This window comes from bacterium (assembly GCA_040755755.1).
Lineage (GTDB): Bacteria > SZUA-182 > SZUA-182 > DTGQ01 > DTGQ01 > DTGQ01.
This window is the reverse complement of record JBFLZW010000080.1, coordinates 1-20,855: the sequence shown is the minus strand read 5'-3', so window position 1 is coordinate 20,855 and position 20,855 is coordinate 1. Positions and strand designations below refer to the sequence as shown.

Annotated in this window: 14 protein-coding genes; 9 read left to right on the top strand and 5 right to left on the bottom strand. The window is 49.2% G+C overall.

Annotated features, from left to right (window positions below; translation table 11 throughout):
• Positions 1 to 380 precede the first annotated feature (380 nt).
• The 7 genes from AB1611_21280 to AB1611_21250 all read left to right on the top strand — a co-directional run bounded on the left by AB1611_21280 (position 381) and on the right by AB1611_21250 (position 8,172).
• Positions 381 to 719: a nucleotidyltransferase domain-containing protein gene (locus AB1611_21280; GenBank protein MEW6382116.1), complete on the top strand. Its 339-nt coding sequence runs from the start codon at positions 381 to 383 to the stop codon at positions 717 to 719.
• Positions 716 to 1,192: a hypothetical protein gene (locus tag AB1611_21275; GenBank protein MEW6382115.1), complete on the top strand. Its 477-nt coding sequence runs from the start codon at positions 716 to 718 to the stop codon at positions 1,190 to 1,192. The genes AB1611_21280 and AB1611_21275 overlap by 4 nt, the downstream gene beginning before the upstream one ends.
• 231 nt (positions 1,193 to 1,423) lie before the next feature.
• The gene (locus tag AB1611_21270) at positions 1,424 to 2,524 is read left to right on the top strand and encodes a hypothetical protein (protein MEW6382114.1); all 1,101 of its coding nucleotides are present in this window, start codon (positions 1,424 to 1,426) and stop codon (positions 2,522 to 2,524) included.
• The gene (locus tag AB1611_21265) at positions 2,521 to 5,658 is read left to right on the top strand and encodes a hypothetical protein (GenBank protein ID MEW6382113.1); all 3,138 of its coding nucleotides are present in this window, start codon (positions 2,521 to 2,523) and stop codon (positions 5,656 to 5,658) included. Before AB1611_21270 ends, AB1611_21265 begins: the two co-directional genes overlap by 4 nt.
• 145 nt (positions 5,659 to 5,803) lie before the next feature.
• On the top strand, positions 5,804 to 5,974 hold the full coding sequence (locus AB1611_21260; protein ID MEW6382112.1) for a hypothetical protein: 171 nt from the start codon (positions 5,804 to 5,806) through the stop codon (positions 5,972 to 5,974).
• A 184-nt stretch (positions 5,975 to 6,158) separates the two neighbouring features.
• Positions 6,159 to 6,875, top strand: coding sequence for a hypothetical protein (locus tag AB1611_21255; GenBank protein ID MEW6382111.1), 717 nt, complete (start codon positions 6,159 to 6,161; stop codon positions 6,873 to 6,875).
• A gap of 7 nt (positions 6,876 to 6,882) precedes the next feature.
• Entirely contained in the window at positions 6,883 to 8,172 is a 1,290-nt protein-coding gene (locus AB1611_21250; protein MEW6382110.1) for an MFS transporter, read from the top strand.
• A 130-nt stretch (positions 8,173 to 8,302) separates the two neighbouring features.
• Here AB1611_21250 and AB1611_21245 read toward each other — a convergent pair whose 3' ends face one another.
• Positions 8,303 to 8,602: a hypothetical protein gene (locus AB1611_21245; GenBank protein MEW6382109.1), complete on the bottom strand. Its 300-nt coding sequence runs from the start codon at positions 8,600 to 8,602 to the stop codon at positions 8,303 to 8,305.
• Between the two features lie 465 nt (positions 8,603 to 9,067).
• Here AB1611_21245 and AB1611_21240 point away from each other — a divergent pair, with 465 nt between their 5' ends.
• Positions 9,068 to 11,236 carry a 1,4-alpha-glucan branching protein domain-containing protein gene (locus tag AB1611_21240; protein ID MEW6382108.1) on the top strand — a complete coding sequence of 723 codons (2,169 nt, stop codon included), beginning with the start codon at positions 9,068 to 9,070 and terminating at the stop codon, positions 11,234 to 11,236.
• Between the two features lie 95 nt (positions 11,237 to 11,331).
• Here AB1611_21240 and prsR read toward each other — a convergent pair whose 3' ends face one another.
• From prsR to prsK, 3 genes are all read right to left on the bottom strand, one after another.
• On the bottom strand, positions 11,332 to 12,702 hold the full coding sequence (gene prsR, locus AB1611_21235; GenBank protein MEW6382107.1) for a PEP-CTERM-box response regulator transcription factor: 1,371 nt from the start codon (positions 12,700 to 12,702) through the stop codon (positions 11,332 to 11,334).
• Positions 12,703 to 12,772: 70 nt separating this feature from the next.
• Positions 12,773 to 13,528, bottom strand: a complete 756-nt coding sequence (locus AB1611_21230) for a choice-of-anchor N protein (protein ID MEW6382106.1) — start codon at positions 13,526 to 13,528, stop codon at positions 12,773 to 12,775.
• Positions 13,529 to 13,582: 54 nt separating this feature from the next.
• Positions 13,583 to 15,655, bottom strand: coding sequence for an XrtA/PEP-CTERM system histidine kinase PrsK (gene prsK, locus AB1611_21225; protein MEW6382105.1), 2,073 nt, complete (start codon positions 15,653 to 15,655; stop codon positions 13,583 to 13,585).
• A gap of 662 nt (positions 15,656 to 16,317) precedes the next feature.
• Here prsK and AB1611_21220 point away from each other — a divergent pair.
• Complete coding sequence (locus AB1611_21220; protein ID MEW6382104.1) at positions 16,318 to 20,496, top strand: Ig-like domain-containing protein; 4,179 nt, start codon at positions 16,318 to 16,320, stop codon at positions 20,494 to 20,496.
• A gap of 280 nt (positions 20,497 to 20,776) precedes the next feature.
• Here AB1611_21220 and AB1611_21215 read toward each other — a convergent pair.
• The coding region (locus tag AB1611_21215) for a PEP-CTERM sorting domain-containing protein (protein MEW6382103.1) at positions 20,777 to 20,855 on the bottom strand (79 nt) is incomplete at its 5' end.

The window sequence follows — 20,855 nt, the reverse complement described above, 5'->3', positions numbered from 1 at the left end:
GCCTCCGGTATCATGGTCTTTAGTTTTTTTCTGCCCATATAATACCGGAAACTTCAGTCAGGGGTGGGGGAATTTTGCGTTGTCACAAACCCCTAAAATGGGGGAATTTTAGATTATCACAATCAGAATGCCACCATTCTGCACCTGTAGTAGGTGGTTTTTGAGAAAATGGTTCTTCAAATCCCTGAAATTTGAGAGTATAATTGTTTTATATACTGAAACTTCATTTCTTCCTTTAAGTCTTTGAATCGGTGTCTCCGGGCTGTTACTCTGGAAGCCAGGAAGCTCGTTGAAATCATGGCATTATAGAGGATATTACCAGTGGAGGATATACCGGTTCACTTCAAAAGGATAAAATAAACACAAGTGAGAAATAAGCCATGGGAAAAGGTTTGTGGCTGCTTAAGAAGATAAAGGAAGAAAAAAGGGCAGGTCGTGAGGAGTCAAGAAGGGCCTTGCTCCAAGATGCCAAAGAAAAGCTCACTCATTACTTTCAGGATAAGAATGCGAGGGAGGTCTACCTTTTTGGCTCCATCACCAGGGAGGAGGGGTTTTATGACTGGTCGGATGTGGATATTGCCATCTCTTTACCTGATGGGGATTACTTCAGGATGATCTCTGAAATAGAGGGGCTCCTTGGCCGAGACATTCATCTCGTTCTCCTGGAAGGATGTGGTTTTGAGGAAAGGATAAGAAAGGAGGGAATAAAGATACTATGAAGGCGGAGATCCAATCGCTTATCGCTCTTATAAAAAGGCAGGAAGAGATTATAATGGACATAGTGAGGCAGATAGAAGAACGAGTTAATCTGCTTGATAAATCGAGTGATGCTCTCATTTTTACTGCCTATGGATTACACAATCTCTATTGTGCTATTGAGGATATTTTCAAAGAGGTATCCCGAATCTTTGAAAATTCTCTAGCTGAGCCTGAACGGTGGCACCGGGAGCTTCTGGTAAAGATGACCCTGGAGGTTGAGGGGATAAGGCCAAGGCTGATTTCTGAGGGGTCTTTCATTATCCTTGATGAATTAAGGGCTTTCAGGCACTTTTTCAGACATGCCTATGGAATCCCCATGGATAACGAGAGAGTAAAAAGGCTGGTCGAAAAAGCAATTGGATTGCAGGCAAGACTCCATGATGATTTGGATAGCTTTATAAATAAACTCAAAAAGGATATAGCCACAGAGTAGAAAAATAGTTTTATTTTCCGACAAAACACGGAATCCAGCCATGAGCGATGATGTGATGGCTATCACATTATGAGCATACAAATTTCCAATCAGGCGGAAAAACTGTTATAATCTATTAGCAACAGGTTTAAACTTATAGCGTATATCAATACCTTTTTCATGTTGTTAACCCTGGGAAAACCGCGCAAGGTAAAACATGATTAAGAAAGGATACAGGGGGAGAAGAATCGCATGTCGGCGCTCAAGAAGCAGATTGACTCATCAATCCGCCTGCCCCTCTTGATCGGCATGGCTTCCCTGACACTGCTCCTTTGCTCCCCTGCCCTTTCCAGCGGCTCTTCCGCTTATATTTCAGGCCGCGATACTGCTGCCAGTCCCCCCGCGACATCCGCTGCCCTGCCGGATTCAGCCTCCCCCTCCCCTGCTCCGAATTCACAGCAGACAGTTGAGGATGCATCGGACATCTGGTACTGGAACGCCGAGATCATCCGGCGGTATCATAAGGCAAGCGGCACCTGGACATATTACCGGGCACCTGTGGTTTATTCCCGTCTGGAAGTGAAATGGGATTCCCGATCACGGGAAGCGGTTTACTTCCTGGATGGGAACCGGATTTCGGCTGACGATGCGCACAAATATACCCAACCGGGCTCAGGATTTTCCGTGGGCAGTAAGACCCTGGTGGGAGATCCTGGATTCACCCTCTGCGTGAGTCATGAACCACCGGCAGACTTTAAAGCCGGGCGCTCCTGGCGGGAAGATGATTCCCCGATCCACCCCCACCTAACATCCCCCCTCAAGGGGGAGGGACTCAAGAGCAGAGAGACTGGAGCATCGATGCCAGAGCCTGACCTCACCCGTCTGAGAAACCGGTACCGGCAAAAATACCAGCCGGACTTCTGGCAGTTTACTGCCCTGGCGGCAACCAGGGATTTCGTCTGGGTGGCCATCCGCTCCATTCCCCGTTCGCCGGAATCCCTGGCCAGACTCCACCAGCCGGACGGTTTTCAGTCGGAGCGGCATTTCCGGGAATCTCCTCTCCAGCCGATCCAGGGAGGGATCCTGAGAATCGATAAAAATACCGGAGAGTGGGCGCGGTTTACTGATAAAAACGGGCTGCCCGATGCATTGATCTGCACACCCGTCAAGGCGGAATCAGCGCACCTGCCGCACTTTTTGCCCTCGGTGAGGTTTCCCCAGGAAGTTGTGGCCATTGTGCCTGATGAAAAAACCGGCAGGGTTGCCTTTACTACCCGATCGAACCGGCAGATATGGTATGACGAGCGGCACAAGCAATGGGAGCGCGGGGACGAGGAGGACAACGAGCCATGAAAAGAGCCATGCCCATCAGCCGGACGATGACTCTCCTGGCGATGACTCTCCGGTGGTGCCTGATCAGCGCCATTCTTCTGTACCCGCACGCAGTGGCTTTCGCCCTGTCCGTGGCAGCTCCGGCCAATCCGGTCAACGACCGGGGGATTGCCTGGGAAAAGAAAGTCATGTCAACCGCATCAGGTATGATTCATATTCAGTGGAGGGAGGAAGCGGTTGAGCCTCCTGATTCCTACCGTATTTACCGGGGTGAAGGGACACAAAATCCTTTTTCTACGGCAGGCAAAGTGCTGGCAGCTACTCCCTGGCAGAGTGATCTTCCTGCTCAGTATTGTTTTTTTCGTTACTTGCCGGAAGATGAGGATGAGGGGAAGAGGTTCTGGTTTCTGGTCCGGGCGGTGAAGAACGGGGATGAATCCGGCAATCTCGATGCCGAATCGGTAGTTGTGGATCTTCCCTGGATCAATGGCCGCAGTGATCCCAACTTCATCAGCTTCTATGTTGAGGATGATGAGCGCAGCGACTCGTTTTTACAGGAAAGTCAGAAGTGCCCCTTCTGCTCCGAGAGCAACAAGACCTATTACCGCCTGGCCAGGGCCGATGTTGCTCTCAAGCGGGACTATGCCTGGTACTATGTGGACCGGGACTGGGACCGCCCGCCTGATCTCGAAGCCATAGCCGACTGCTTTGAGAACGAAATTTATCCTGCCAATCTGGCCTGTTTTGGCCGGGACGAGAAGAGCGAATTATCCGATATTGACGGCAACGGCCACCTCATTATCCTGCTGACTGAGCTGGGAGGTGCGGTTGACGGCTACTTCAATGCCGAAGACAAGATCCTGGACTTTCAGTATCAGAACCGGGTAAGCAACTGTGCTGACATGCTGTATGTCTCTTCCGGTTCTCCGCTCTTGTCGATCAAGGCGACTCTGGCTCACGAATTTCAGCACATGCAGCACCTCGAAGCCAATGTCAGACGGGGAGCGGAGTGGGAGGAATTGTGGCTGGATGAAGCCTGCTCCGGATTTGCCGAGGAAATCAACAACCTGTATTCCCTCGGAATATACTTCTTCCAGATGCTGCCGAATGAGATCAGCCTGACCAGGTTCGGGTATGCCGATGTCCACGACCGCTTCGGCGGCTGCCCGATCCATTGGAACAACGGCCAGCGGCAAAACCGCAACGCCCTCTACCGGGTAATCGCCCACTACGAGCAGGTGAGTCTCTTTGCCCATTATATGGAGTACAACTGCTCACCCGTCACTCCCCTGGCATCCCTGGTCGAAGACCCCAATCAGGGGCTGGTTTCGGTCCAGAATCACATCGGCCTGGATTTCCGGCAGGCCTTTATCAACTGGACCATAGCCAACTACCTCAATCCCTATGCCAGCTCCCAGGATATTCGCTACCACTACACGGCACAGTTCCCCGGCGGGAAGGAACTGATTGAAACTCAATCGGTAATTCCAACGGCTATGCTCCTGGCAGACTGGATCAGAAGCCCGCAGCAGGAACCGGCATGGACAGTAAGATCGTTGAGAGACCTTTCCGCTGACTATGTCCTGCTGCGGTCAAATAGCCTGCCCGACGACCGTGTGCATTGGGAGATCAGGAATATCAACGCCAAAGAGAATGTCTGTCACCTGGCCATCCTGGATAAAACGGATCCGGCGGATATTCAAGTGCATGAGGTAGCCGGTATTCCCCTTTCCAGTCCCCTGAACGATGCGGCCTCCGGTGCAGGCACATTCAGCTTTGCCGAGGACAGCAGGACGATTCTCGAGAGCTGTCTCATCGTGACCAATCTGGCCAGGTACCAGGACAGCAACTATGCAAGCTCCTATGAGTGCAGAGCTTACCGGACCAGAAAGCCCAGGGTCCTTCAGGTCAGGCTTGTCCAGGACCGACAGGAGTGGACGCTTGACGGTCCTGCTGCTGCGGGAACCCTGGCAGCCCAAGCTGCTGCCGCACGGGGTATGGCAAATGCAGCAGCCTCCCTGATCAGGGCAGGCCAGGTTCAGGTAATTATTCAGTTTGACCAATCCATGAGCGGGATACGTGAAGCGGAAACGAGTGGAGGACTTGTCTCCTGCCTGCTTCCTGGAGGAACCGATGCAGGCAGCAAACCGGCAGTTGTCCAGCCTGCTGCTCCAAATCCCTGGTCCAAAACCGTCTATCCGGATGATACCTGGACAGGGATGCTCATGGTCCCCCAGGGCTTGAGCAGGCAGTGGGATGGTCTGGCAAGACTCGTCATTTCAGGAGGCAAAAACTTCTGGCAGGAATTGATGGACAAAGACGAGCGGTTCTCCTTCTTCATAGACACCCAGGCTCCTCAGCCGGTTGCCAGTCAGATAACCTGCTTCATATCCTCGACGGTTGAAATAAGCTGGAGCAGGAATGTCGAGCCTGACATAGCAGGATACCGGCTCTACGGGACATCTCCGGATACTGCTCCTGTCTGGATCCCCCAGGAAGGATTCGGCGATCCGAACCGCCCCTCTTACCTGTGGTCAAATGCAGGACCGGGTGTTTATACCCTGACTCTGACTGCCGTGGATCAGGCTGGCAACGAGAGCCTGCCCTCGAATCCGGCCAGTGTGGGAATCGGAGTGGAAGTGTCGCTCGATGCCGGCCTCAACCTGATAAGCTATCCGGTCGAGCCGCCCTCCGGCTACACCAGCGACTTGTGGCTGACGGAGCAGGGCTCTGCGGCCAGAAGTCTGCATCAGTATCAGCCAACGACTCTGGTCTATGAAACCACCTGCCGGAGGGAGGGAGAAATCGGAGGAAGCATCTTTCCCATTATCCAGGACAGCGGCTATCTGATTTACCGGCAGGAGGCCGGTAAACTGATGCTGAGCGGACCTATCCAGAACCATCCCGTTTCACTTTGCACTGGCAGAAATATGGCGGGCATCCCCCTTCTGTCCGGGAATGAGAGCAGCCGGGATTTCTTCCACGATCTTATCATAAGGGGAGAACCCGTCTCTAGTATCCACGTTTATCAACCCAGCAAGGGGAGATGGGAGAGTTGCTACGGTTTCTTTGGACAAATGTCGGGAAATAGTGCGAAAATAAAGAAAGGCCAGGGGTGCCTGGTGGATTTGCGGGGGAAAAGAAGTGGCCAGTGATCAGTGGCCAGCAAAGACAATTGCCAGTGATTATAGCGGTTCTCAATTGTGTATACTATAAAAAAACAAAGACTAAAGGCAAAGGACACCACAGAGACACAGAGGCACAGAGGGATACAGAGAAAAGCAGAGAGTAAAAACCTCTATGGTTAATTTTCGTCGCTCTTATGGGAAAGACGACACGGCAGTGTTGTATTTCTCCCGCAGAGACGCTGAGACGCAGAGGATATCATTTTCGGTCATTCTCTGCGCCTCTGCGTCTCTGCGGGAGATCATTCTTCGTGCCATCGGATGTGTGCCATCTATCCCCATATGAGCGATTTTTGTAGTATGATCAAGTCAAAGCTGCTATAGTAATTCGGCGTGCAGCAGCTAATCCCTCATAATTATCAATAAAAATAAAGGCAACCCAGAGGTTTTTCACCCTATGTATTTCTCTGTGTCTCTGTGGTGTCCTTTTGTATTTATCTTTATCTTTGCCTTTGTATAAGGAGAAAAGAATGGAATTCGGGTACCGGATCTTTGATTCCCAACTGATCAGCCAGGTTGATCTGCCGCTGGTCCAAATCTCGGTTTTTCGGACTTCAGAGGCGGATATTCAGCGGGTAAAAATCCTGGCGGATATCATCAGATCAGCGGGTAAACGCTTTGTGATTCATCCTATGGATGTGAACCTTTCCGATACGCAGCAGGTAGTCCGCGAACGCAATCTGACCCAGGTGAAACGGTTTGCCGAAATGGCGGATCTGGGCTTGATTATCCATGATGAGCTGTTGCCTGACCGGCAGAAGCTGCAGGGAGAATGGCAGGAAAACTACCGGAGCGGGCTGGCCGAGCTGGAAAAAATCTGCCCCGTTTCTCTTGAGAATTCCAGAGATTCACAGAATGCTCCCTGGTTCTGGCAGACTTTTGCCCGGCATATCACCTTCGATGTCGGCCATTTTGAGTCCCAGGGCATTGACTCCTTCGAGCTTGTCAGCACCTTAAGCCCGGAGCTTATCGAGAAAATCAATTTTATTCATCTGCATCGGTCCAACGGCATGAAACCCAACGGCCTGATCGACCACTGGCCGATCGTCCAGGGATGCCGGGAACTGAAAACGCTTCGGAAGCTGGCTGAGCTTAAACCCGATCTCAAGGTAATTCTTGAAGTGGACACAGCCAATGATATCTTGGAAAGCAGGCGTGCCCTGCGGCTGGAATCCTTTCTGGGCTGACCGATAGATGACTGATGAATTGCAAGGCCATTCGAAAGCTCTGAATACGGATAGGCTCTCCGCGGTAAGCTGGTGCCTGTATGACTGGGCAAACTCGGCTTTTGCCACCACGATCATGGCTGCCGTGCTGCCGGTCTACTACAGTACCGTGGCTGCCGCGACTCTGCCCGGCAACCGGGCCAGCAGTTACTGGGGATACACGAATACAGTCGCCATGCTGATCATCGCCTTCCTGTCTCCCATTCTCGGGGCCATGGGCGATGCGACGGGAAAGCGAAAGAGTTACCTTTTTCGCTTTGCCCTGCTCGGCGTCCTGGCTACCGGCCTGCTGGCAGGCGTAGGCAGGGGAGACTGGCCGCTGGCATCGTTCCTCTATATTCTGGGAAGAATAGGCTTTTGCGGCGGAAATGTATTCTACGATTCCCTGCTGCCGTTTGTAGCTGAGAAAGAGGATTTCGACCGGATATCCTGTCTTGGCTATGCCCTTGGCTATCTCGGAGGAGGGCTGCTGCTGGCCCTGAACCTGGCCATGATCCTCAAGCCCTTGTGGTTTGGTCTGGCTACACCCCAGTGGGGCTCAAGGATTTCTTTCCTGACCGTATCGCTCTGGTGGGCCATCTTCTCCATCCCTATCTTTATCCGGGTTTCCGAGCCCCGGCGGGATGGGGTCAAGCATGGTCAAAGTCCGTTTCTGGCCGGATTGCACCGCCTTTCCATGACGTTTCATAAGGTCAGGCAGTACCGGGAGGTATGGAAGTTCCTGCTTGCCTACTGGCTGTATAATGACGGGATCGGAACAATCATCATCATGGCCACCATATTCGGCGCAGAGATCGGAATCGCTCAAAAGCATCTCATCGGTGCTATCCTGCTGGTCCAGTTCCTGGGGATTCCCTTCACCCTGATTTTCGGCTGGGCAACGCGATTCCTGGAGACAAAAACCTGCATCCTGCTGGGTTTGTCCGTTTACACTCTGGCAGCCATCGGAGGGTATTTCATGCGGACACCATTCCACTTCTGGATGCTGGCCGTCCTGGTAGCTCTGGTCCAGGGAGGATGTCAGGCCCTGAGCCGGTCGTTCTTTGGCCAGATGATTCCTGCGGGCCAGTCAGCGGAGTTTTTCGCCTTTTACGATATCAGCGCCAAATTTGCCGGTATTGTCGGACCTGCCCTCTTCGGACTGGTCGGTCAGATTTCGGGATCGAGCCGGTACGGAATTGTATCTCTGGTAATATTTTTCCTTCTGGGAGGATTTTTACTGATACAGGTTCATCCGGATAAAAAAACCAGGAGTTAGATTCCCGGAATCAGAATGCAGCCAAAGGCTTCTATTCTGACTTCTAACTCCTGGCACCAGACTTCTGTCTTATGACTCCCGACCCCTCTCTTCTCCCTGCTGATCACTGACCACTGGCCACTAACAACTTCTACTCAGATATGGCATAGAAGATCATCAAGGCAACACCGAAAAAGATTGCACTGCCGATTACCGCATAGCTGGTGGCAAAAGGAGCAATAGTGGCAATGGTGTACTTGCCCGAAAGGGCTTTACTGGCAATGCACGTCCACAGGAAGATAAAAGTCAGGTTAGCTATCAAAGCGGACTTGAACCTGCCTATCAGGATGAAGAAAACACTTATGGCAATCAGGAGAACAACTTGCTTCATGGGAACAGTAATAACCAGATCACCGAATGCATCGATCAGATTATACCATAGGCTTTCCATCTGATTACCTCCTTATTCTTGTGAGACTTGATGAACATTGGTTTATTGAATCCAGCCGTTTATTTTCTTTAATCACTGCCTTTTGGTTTCTTTATATCGCATAAAGCATGCCTTGTGGCGACAAGAGCATAAAAGAATTTTTTCAGCAGCTAACATCTGAATTTTGCTGGTTTTTTCGCTACCCGTTCGGTCTGCTGATCTCCATCTGACCAAGGTGCAATCCTCAGATAACAAAATGGTCATTCACTCGATTACCATTTTGTAATCAAGGACAGAAAATGTCTGTCCCTTCTCTCCTTGTCAGTTCAGGCACAAAAAATATTCACCACGCTGAGATTTTTTCCGAGATTATTCATGAATTCTACCGAAAAGAAATATTAGCCTAAGCATATTCTTTTTGCATATTCCATATGAATTTAAAAATAATCTTGGTTATTTTGAAATTAGATGAGGAGTGTGGGGGTTATGAGAGTGTTCGAGGCAATAGACCTTTCAATATTACAGGATGAACCTGTATTGAAGGAAAATTATAACGAGACCTACCTGTGGATCCTGCCCAAAGATCATCGTTCAGCGTGCGCCATATACGAAGTCGGGGAAAATACCAAAGAAAGCCTCAGGCAGAAATTCGGAGACCTTTTTTTTGACCGGAATTATCTGGTAATGCGGGTCTATCAGGTGGATGGGCAGGGAGAATTCAACGGCTTCAATTATAATAACAAATTCGAGGTTGACGATTTTCTGGGAGATAAAACCAGCTATTGGCTGAACCTGGCTCCTGATCACGAGTACGTGGCTGAGCTTGGTTATAAGACCCGCAATACCACGAACTTCGAGATGGTGGCCAGATCGAACCGCATCCGGATGCCGCGGGGACAGGAGCAAAAGGAGCAGCGGTATGCGGACTGGAGGGAAATCCGTCTCGCCGACCCCTCCCATGAGGTGAACATGCCGCAGGAAAAGTGGCGATACAATTATTATTGGTATCGAAAGCATGGCCAGGTTCTCCATACGGAGGAAGAAAAGGGGTACTGGATTCTTCTCCTGCACAACCATCTTCCCTTTGTCAGGCATCCCGAGCATGAGATTTTCCTTGAAGAGCAATGGCTGTTTGAAGCAATAACCTCGGTCTATACCCAGCTTCTTTTAGTCTTCTGGAGTATGGAAAAGGGGGGGATGGATTTTCGGGTGACCATCAGTCTCAGCCCTCCTCTGATCAGCATGCTGCAGGATACCCTGCTGCAGAAGCGCTACCGGGTACATCTTCGTGAATTGATCGCTTTCACCGAAAAAGAATATGCCAACTCCTGGGATAAACCCTTCCGCCAGACTGTGGAGCAGACCCTTCACCGGCTTTTTCAGGCCAGAAGGGTTTTCGAGGCCTATGGCGGAGATATCACCCGCGGCTTTCGGGATTTTCAGAATCAGGGGAAACTGGAGGTTATTACCTGTGCAGCTACCCACGCCATTCTTCCCTTCTACCTTCACTATCCTGAAGCGGTGCAGGCACAGGTCCATACAGCCATACGGCAATATGAGCGGGTCTTTGGCCGGATGCCCCAGGGAATGTGGCTGCCGGAAAATGCCTACCACCCCGCTCTGGACGATTTTTTACTTTCCGAAGGGATTCGCTGGACCGTGGTTAATACTCATGGTCTTCGCCAGGGGGATACCCGCTGCTTTTATGATATCAATGCCCCGGTAGTTACAAATTCCGGGCTGTGCATCTTCGGTATTGATGACAAGACCAAAGGGCAGGTCTGGTCAAGGCGGCATGGTTTTCCCGGTGATCCGCGATACAAGGAATGGTACCGGGATGTGGTCTGGGATGCTGACTGGGATTATATTCCCGAATATTTCAAGGTCGCCGGGGTTCGAAGGAACAGCGGATTGAAGTATTACCGGGTGACTGGTAAAGATGTGCCGCTGGATAAAAAGGATTATTACCGGCCGGATTGGGCGGCCCAGGCTGCGGCGGACCATGCAGGTCAGTTTGTCCGCGACCGGCAAGCGCAGACCATCGAATTCTGGCAGAAAAACCGCCGCAAGCCCGTCTTTTTCTCCGCTTACGATGGAGAATTGTTCGGCCATTGGTGGGAGGAAGGTCCTTACTGGCTGGAGCTGGTCCTCAAAAAAATGCTCTATGACCAGACTGAGGTGCGTCCGGTAACACCCTCAGAGTACCTGTCCGAACAGCACCACCACCAGCGTCTCACTCCGGGGATATCGAGCTGGGGAGAGGGAGATTTCTTTGCCACCTGGTTGAACGGGCGGTCTGATAAGTCGAATGCCTGGATATACCGGCACCTGTTCAGGCTCATCGATCTGATGACCAGGCTGGCCGGGGAACGACGCATGGCCAGGGGCACCGAGGAGCGGGCACTGAACCAGGCTGCCCGCGAGCTGATGCTGGCCCAGAGCAGTGACTGGGGATTTCTCATTGAAACCGGCCAGGCTGCCCACTATTCACAAATGCGCATTATGCGGCATATCCATTGGGCAGACATGCTCCTGCGGCAGGTTGAGGACAATTCCATTGATGAGAGGCTTCTGGCAACCCTGGAGTATGCTCATAATATCTTTTCCAAGGATATGGACTTTCGGGTATTTTCCCGGCGGCAGGGTAAAGGGTGAGCAGGCCATACAGGGACTGTTTGGCGGGGATAATCCAGGGTAGACGAAATCTTTACTGGTGGAGAGAAAACTGCCAATTGAGGATGAGGAGCAGATTAACGATCGGTTATATTATAATCAATGCCGTATTTATCCATAAGATCATACACGGTAGATCGTGCCACACCGAGGCTCTTTGACACTTTCGAGAGATTGCCATGATATTTTTTCAGGTTGCTGAGGAGCATCTCTTTCTCCATCCTCTCACGGGCATCCTTAAGGGTCAATTTTACTTCCCTCGCGCTCCGGCCATGACCAATGCCTAAATCTTCAGGCATGATGTACTTGCCGGTCGATAGAGCGAGTGCCCTTCTTAACCTGTTTTCCAATTCCCTTACATTTCCTGGCCATCCATATCCCTTGATAGACTTAACCGATTGGGGGCTCAACTTTTTTCCAGCTATTCCCATCTCTTTACAAAATTGTTCCAGCAAAGCGTCAGCTATTACGATAACGTCATCCTCTCTTTCCCGCAACGGAGGCAATTCAATTGTTATTCCATTGAGCCGGTAAAAAATATCTTCGCGGAAATTTGATTTTTGTATTTCCTGCTCCAGGTTCTTGTTACTGGCGGCGATAACTCTCACATCTATGGGTATGAATTCAATCCCGCCAACCCGCTGTATCTTTTTCTCCTGTAAAAATCTCAATAACTTGACCTGTAAATTAAGTGGCAATTCCGCTATCTCATCAAAGAACAGGGTCCCCTTATGAGCAAGCTCGATTTTCCCAATTTTTTTGCCATAAGCATCGGTAAATGCCCCTTTCTCATGGCCGAATAATTCACTTTCCAGGAGCGTTTCCGGGATTGCCCCGGAGTCGATCGGGATAAATGCTTCATTTGACCTGTTGCTCTGCCGGTGAATAGCACGAGCTACCAGTTCTTTTCCCGTTCCACTTTCTCCATGAATAAGGACCGCTATATCCGTTTTCGCCACTTTCCGTATCACCTTGTTGACTTCTCTGATCTTCCTGCAATTACCCAGGATGCCAAACGACTCCCCATCTTCAATGGTTCGGGTTTGCAGGTGCTCGTTTTCCATCTCCAACATCCTGATATAGAGGGCACGCTTGAGAATGACTTTCAATTCGTTCAGGTCTATAGGTTTGACATAATAATCATAGGCACCGAGCCGTAAGGAATTTATGGCACTCTCTTTGCCATTGTGACCGGTTATCATGATAACTTTTGCGTGGGGGTCACCCAGGATGATTTCTTCGAGCACCTTAAAACCCTGCTCATGATCATCCGCAGGAGATAAATTCAAGTCAAGCGCTACGATATCCGGTTTACACTCACTGAACTTTGTCAGAGCATCTTTACTCTCATAAGCTATAATAACTTCATATTCGCTATTAAGCCCCCACTTGAGCTGTTTGCAAATATATTCTTCATCGTCAACAACAAGTAATTTAGGCTTACTCATTCTCTCCCTCCTGAGAGCTTACCTGAAAAACAGGGATCCATTTTGATATTCTTTAATCTCTCTCAATTCATCAGGCCAAAAATTTTTTTGCACTCAATATTCCTTTTCCTGCCAAACAGATTGCACCAAAGATAAAAAGCCAGCACGTGGAAGGCTCAGGAACAGCGGGACCTCCTGGACCAGGTCCATCAGCATCGTGTGAATACGGAGAAACTCTCTCCCAACTTCTCCCCCTTCCGTCCAAGTCCCACGCGACTCCGCTCAGGTCCAGATGCAGCCAGAAGAAGCCTGAATAAGAAACCGTATAAAATTGAAGATCCCCCGTGTCAGCGGTACCTGGATTATCGGGATCGAAATTGGTGTTATAATCGTAGACAGACTCGCCAGCACTGGCAACCTCGAGGTCAGGTAATCGATATTCCAGATAATAGGCATCATAGATGCCATGTGGCGATAAGGGATCAGGAGTCCCAAATTGAAATGGACCACTCGGGTTCATGATACTTCCGGAGGAATTTCGAACGATAACAGAACCAGATGGATTATTGAGATAATCCTGCTCCTGAATGGCAATCCAGAGAGTTACATCCCTGATTACATCGACCCTGGCAGGTTGAGTTGCTCCGGCAACCACAAGGCTGAAAGGATCCTGGAAAGTCAGCCAGCTATCGGTAATCTCTACTCCATTGATCTTCCTTGATTGTGCATAGATACCATCCGGCATATAGAGTTGGAGAGTTGGAACTGCTCCTACCTGGACTACACTGACAAACAGCATAATCATACCAATAATGCCATACGATAGACATACTTTTGTGGTTTCCACTGCTTTTTCTCCTTTCATGATTACCTTTGGATTACTGGAAAAAGGTGAAACGTTTTAATTCTCAGCAGGTAAATATATCCGGAAACTGGCGCCCATTCCTTCTTCGCTTTCCACCTCTATCCTGCCGTTATGGGCTGCAATAATTTGCCTGCATTGATAGAGGCCGATTCCCAGTCCCTTCCTTTTCGTTGTCTGGAAAGGTTTAAAGAGCTTATTGTTCAAAAATTCCCGCGGTATTCCAGGCCCATTGTCTTTTACTTCAATGATTGCATTCCTGTCCCTGGAAAAGGTCGAAATTGAAACTTTTCCGCTTCCTTTCAGCGACTCCTGGGCGTTAATAATGATATTACGGATTACACTTTGGATTTTTTCATGGTCCAGATATACTTGCGGCAAATCTGCATAATCCTCGGCTACCTCAATCCCGTCCATGCCTAAACCGGTACTTTGGATAGCATCCTTCACCAATGCGGTAAGACTGACTTTTGTCTTATTGAGCACTATTTCCTCGATGGGGCTGGAAATCCTGACCATGAGTTTATTCATATTTCCTATTGTCTTTGAAATTGTTTCCAAAACATCTTTTTGAAATTCAACGTTATCCATATTATGTGAGGCGTTTTGAACTATCAGGGAGAGCATTGAAACGAAATTTTTCAAATCGTGGATGACAAAAGCTGAAACTTTATTCATTACAGCCATTCCCTTGGCATAGGCAATGCGTTCGGACAGTTTGATATTCATAATGGCGCTTGCTGCCTGATGACACATGGTCTTGAGCATATCGTAGTCTTCATAGTTATAAACTGCTCCGGTTACTTCCTCCCCTAAAGTAAGAAAACCGATAAGCTCATCTTTGACTATCAGGGGACTGATAGTGGAGACTCTGTATCTGTTCCAGATTTCCTCCTTATACCTGCTGTACACGTGTGCCAATTTGCTGTCAGACACTCCGCGACTCAGGGAAATGGAAAAGGGCCCGGCTTTCTCCTCCAGGTACTTGATTAAAGGGCTATCTTTGTCAATCACCATTTCGGATTTCGGCAGATGCCGGGAACCCGATACGTGGAATTTTTTATCATCGTCATCATACAGCCAAACCATGATTTCACTCACACACATTGTTTCAGCTATCAGTTCCATAAACTTTACCAATAAATCATTCAGATCGGTAACGGAGCTGATTCTGTTGGTTAGCTCAATCCACTCGAACCGGTAGTCAAACTTGTTCCGGTAAAAATGCCGGTCAATGAACCTCTTGGCCGTGTTCCTGTTTTTTTCCGATAAACAAAAGACCGATAAGGCCACGAGGCTTACCAGAACAAGAACCGGGTAAAATACCAGGTTAAAATTTATCCCGATAATTTTCATCAATTCGCCGGTAAAACCTACCAGAATAAGATAAACACTGATCGCTAAAAGGGTAAAAGATCCGTAAAACACCTGCCGGGAAACGAATATTTCGACATTCATCAATCGATGTCTGATAAAACTGAAGGCTAAAAGTGACAGGCAGATAAAAATAACTATCGAGCCAACCGGAAGATAGGTCAGATCCATAAACTGGAAAAGGGCTATCCGGCTGACAAGATAAACGTAATAGGTAAAGGCGGTGAATAACCCTATGATGCTGTATTTTATCTTCCACTTCTTGTTCCCCGAATCCCGGTAAACCATTTCCAGATTGGTCAGGATAAAGGCAATAGTCAGGAGAAGAAAAGCGGTGAAGATTCGTCCTACGGTTCCTAAAAGGATAATATTTTCCTTCAAAGAGGTGGATGGCAGGTAAATGAAAAGGTCGGAGGGGATGAAAAAGAGAAAACAAAATGAGAAGATATAGACAAAAGAAATAATAATTATTGATCTTTTCGGTATTATCTCATAACTGCTTCTGGCAAAAACCGTGCTGAACAAGGACCAGTTTGCAGGGATAAGGCAGCAGCCCACCAGACTGATTCGACTCCAATACAGTATTCCCGTTGCACATTGAGAATTCAGAACCATAAAGTTACCAAATTCCATGACACCGACACTGAGCATAGCCAGGAAAAAGACCTTATTGGCAAAATGTCGCCGCCCCTGGTACAGGACAAGAGAAGCAAAGAGAGGAATGGATATGCAATTCACTAATGTTGGAATGGAGTATATGTTCATAAATAATAACCCCTGGACCTTTTTACTAGAGCGGTAAAATCTGCGGGCGAAAAAAGGACCGATTTACAAATCAAACTGCCCGATCAATATGGTATAAGCTGCCTTCGCTACCAGGCGCTTTAGCGATTAATGTTCTGTGTCACCCGTAATATGGAGTGAATAAAGCAAGTTGGTATTCTGGAAAATTACACTTTTGTCACCGGATTACAAATATGTTTGCGAGGCAATACCAATTTTGAAATATTTCTCCTGCTAGCTGAGACATCTGAGTAACCTGCGAGTCAAATAATTATGCGATCGATCATTGCTTGCCTTATGCAGCAAAACCCCATAGCCTTGGGGAAGCCGCTTTAGAGTACGGCGGCGGGATGCTGCTTTCCTTGGATGCTGCAAAGCCATTGAGTAGTCGGATAATTTCCGCAGCCTGGATTGTAACAGCATGCTCCAGAAAATAATGAAAATGAAATCGAATAGGAAATTTGCTTAATGCCAAATAAATTTCAAATTAAATCGTTTGGTATAACTTTTGCTCTTATAGCTAACAGAAAAATTTTAGACATGGAGGAGGCATCCAATTGACTCTTAGTTAAGAAGTGCAAAAAAAAATTAAATGTCCCTACTAGGAGAGACCTGTCATGAGAAGCGCGCTGAATTTCAAACTGCCCTGGATGATGATTCTGGTTGCTACTGTTATCTTCCTCTTCTGCCATATACCATTGGCCTACACGATGGATGTTACCCTTGAGTGGAGCGAAAACTCCGAACCGGACATTGCCGGTTATAAGATTTATTATTCCACTGGTTCTGCTGGCAGCCCGTATGATGGAACAGGAGCGGTGGAAGGCAATTCGCCAATCGATGCAGGTAAAGTCACCAGTTACACACTTACCGGTTTAAGCGATACGCAAAGTTACCGCTTTGCTGTTACCGCTTATGATACCCAGGGGCTTGAGAGTGAATATTCCAATGAGGTAAGACCTATCAAAATAACAGGTATTACTTCACCATATAATGGCCTCTTTACGGTCGGGGAAGATATTCCCATTACCATAAATTTTTCAGAACCAGTGACGCTGGCAAACGGCAACCTGATTGTTACCCTGAATACTGGCCATATAGCCGAAATAACACCCTTCACCTCCCTGACCAGTAAAAATGTAAATTATGTAATTCAGACAGGCGATACGACCAATGATCTCAACGTAACCTCTCTTACGCTTTCCATTGGTGCGACACTGGGTAATGACAGTGGAAGTATCTGCTATTTGTTACTGCCATCCAATAATAACCTTGCCGATAATACAGATATTATTCTTGATACCACAGCTCCTTCTGCACCAGCAGATATGGATCTGGCAGCAGACGATGACTCTGGAATCAGCGATAGTGATAATGTAACCCGAAATACATCCGGACTGACTATTACGGGTTCCGGCGAGGACCTGGCAATGGTACGACTGTATGATAATGGCATTGCCATGAGCGGGGCTACCGGCATGGTATCAAGCATCGGGTTTTCGCTGGATATAGCCCTGTCTGCCGGAGCCCATGTGATTACCGCAAGACAGATCGATGCAGCAGGCAATGTCTCGGATCCTTCTCCAGAGCTGCATATTACTGTTGATACCACAGCACCCGAAGTGGCCCTGTCGTTGAGTAAGCCCGGCCCATACCGGCCTCAGGATGAGGTTGAAATAACTGCAACCCTGAGCGAGGAGATATCGGATACGCCCCAATTGACGGTCACCTACGCAGCAGCGGATGTGGTAACCGCAAATATGACTGCCACAGGGGATAGCAAGGTATGGGTTCACTCTATTACCATACCTTCAGGATATGAGGGAGCACCCTCGATTCTGTTCATGGGATCGGACCGGGCTGGCAACATGGTGGAATCTCATGCCGGATACCTGTTCAGTGTGGATAATACTGCACCCTCTATCCAGGGGCATCCTGTGGTTGATTTCAGCAATAAGACAATCGATATCACCTACAGCGAGGCAAGCTTAGCAGGAGTTACGAATGAAGCCCGCTATAGCTTCAGTCCTTCTTTAAGCTTTGCCAGCTCTGGTGAATCGAATGATATTGCCTGCCTCAGCGGCAGCACCTACCGCCTGTCCCTGTCTTCCATCCCAGCCGGGAAAATCTATACCCTGACTATAAGCGGCATCACCGATGCGGCAGGTAACCCGCTGAGCCCGGCCTCGGTGGTGATTAACGATAATGATGCCGATCAGATGGCCGATGATTGGGAAATTGCCAAGGGAGTGAGCAACCCCACCGAGGATGCAGACAATGACGGGCTGACCAATCTTCAGGAGTTTACCCTGGGCACCGAGCCTGGCTCTTCCGACACGGATTCTGACGGCTTTTCCGATGGGTGGGAAGTTGCATATGCATTAAGCCCTCTCAGCGCAGCAGGAATCGATGGCCCGGATGGCGACCTTGACCATGACGGCTGGAGTAACCGTGAGGAATACCTTGCCGGGACTAATCCCAATGATAGTTCATCTATTATTCTTGATACCACAGCTCCTTCTGCACCAGCAGATATGGATCTGGCAGCAGACGATGACTCTGGAATCAGCGATAGTGATAATGTAACCCGAAATACATCCGGACTGACTATTACGGGTTCCGGCGAGGACCTGGCAATGGTACGACTGTATGATAATGGCATTGCCATGAGCGGGGCTACCGGCATGGTATCAAGCATCGGGTTTTCGCTGGATATAGCCCTGTCTGCCGGAGCCCATGTGATTACCGCAAGACAGATCGATGCAGCAGGCAATGTCTCGGATCCTTCTCCAGAGCTGCATATTACTGTTGATACCACAGCACCCGAAGTGGCCCTGTCGTTGAGTAAGCCCGGCCCATACCGGCCTCAGGATGAGGTTGAAATAACTGCAACCCTGAGCGAGGAGATATCGGATACGCCCCAATTGACGGTCACCTACGCAGCAGCGGATGTGGTAACCGCAAATATGACTGCCACAGGGGATAGCAAGGTATGGGTTCACTCTATTACCATACCTTCAGGATATGAGGGAGCACCCTCGATTCTGTTCATGGGATCGGACCGGGCTGGCAACATGGTGGAATCTCATGCCGGATACCTGTTCAGTGTGGATAATACTGCACCCTCTATCCAGGGGCATCCTGTGGTTGATTTCAGCAATAAGACAATCGATATCACCTACAGCGAGGCAAGCTTAGCAGGAGTTACGAATGAAGCCCGCTATAGCTTCAGTCCTTCTTTAAGCTTTGCCAGCTCTGGTGAATCGAATGATATTGCCTGCCTCAGCGGCAGCACCTACCGCCTGTCCCTGTCTTCCATCCCAGCCGGGAAAATCTATACCCTGACTATAAGCGGCATCACCGATGCGGCAGGTAACCCGCTGAGCCCGGCCTCGGTGGTGATTAACGATAATGATGCCGATCAGATGGCCGATGATTGGGAAATTGCCAAGGGAGTGAGCAACCCCACCGAGGATGCAGACAATGACGGGCTGAGCAATCTTCAGGAGTTTGCCCTGGGCACCGAGCCTGGCTCTTCCGACACGGATTCTGACGGCTTTTCCGATGGGTGGGAAGTTGCATATGCATTAAGCCCTCTCAGCGCAGCAGGAATCGACGGGCCGGATGGCGACCTTGACCATGACGGCTGGAGTAACCGTGAGGAATACCTCAATGGAACTACTCTTAATGATGATACATCTCCACTACCTACTCCCCCGAAGGTGAAGAAAAATATTCCTGAGGGAAAGAAAAGTCTCAAACGCTCCAAGGCAGGGGATAGTGAAAATGCACGCATTCCCGATAATACCTCCTTCTGCGTTCTCCTTGAAGATCAGGATGGAATAGACCTCACGGATACAACCAGCGTCAAGTTTACGATAATTGCTGGTGATGGTGCGCCCTATGAACGGGACCTGAGCAGTACCGATGTTGTAAGGACAGTAAAGCTCAATTCCCTGAAGGACGATACCCGGGTAACCAGACTCTGGGTAGTGTATGACAGATCCCAGGAGAAAGAACTGGGGAATTTCCCCTATGGCCAGGATATCACCTTCCTGGTTGATGCCAAGGATAGAAGGCAAGACTGGATGACCCAGGCCAGCTTTACTATCACTATTGAAACCGAGCAGGAGCATGCCGACGCTCAGGCCAGCATGCCTGACACCAGGGCGTTGGAAGAGAACGATCCTGCCCTCGAAGGAGAATATAATACCGGTATTCAGGCTGGCTCCAGCGACCTGATTGGAGCCAAAATCTGCTACAACAGCTCCGAGCCGGTAGCGCCGGCGTTCGGACCTGTGGATGAGCTTCCATCTCTGACTGTGGATGGGATGGAGGCCGTAGGCACGGCCCTGAACTTCGACCCGCCGACGGTGTTCTCGACCCCGGTCAAAGTCTTTATTCCCTGTCCGGAGCAGACGGACGTGAGCAAACTCAGTATCTTCCTCCATACCGACGCGGGATGGGTACTAGGCTGTGATGCCGAGGGCAACGTCCAGCCAGACGGCGAAGCCTGGATGGTCCCAGGTTCACGGGTGAACCACAATGACACTGTTCCCCCTGCGATCGAGATCAAAGTCTACCACTTCTCCGGTCTTCAGGCGGGGAAAGAGTCGGCAGCGAGTCCGAATAATTTGCTGCCGGGGGATGGGGAGGAGGAGAAGGCATCACCTGATGGTAATGAGGGCGAAACTCCTGATGTGGGGAAGACTGGATGCTTTATCAATTCGCTCAGGGGATTCAGGCGGGTTTTTGATCCTGACAGGGGGAGGGGCAGGGGTATGAGGAAACATTGACGCTTTGAGCACAACATACGGGCTTTTACTTAGTGGAGTAAAAGCCCGTATCATATTTCTGCTGTCGAGCACTCTATTAGCGGTTTGCAATTGTATGTACTACCCTGGATCCCAATATAGGGCAATTGCATCTAATTAAGCCGAGGAGCAAATATAAGCATAGAGAGAATCAAAAAATGTTGCATTCATCCCCAACATTTTGTCGAGAATGAATGCAACGCATCACGAAATTACAGAAAAGATTAAAACTGAACTGTTTTCATGATATTAATTATTTACTTTAACCTCTTTTCTTTGAAACAATAGTGACTCCCAAACCTAAGAGGCCCAAACTGAAAAGGAGAATTGAAGCTGGCTCA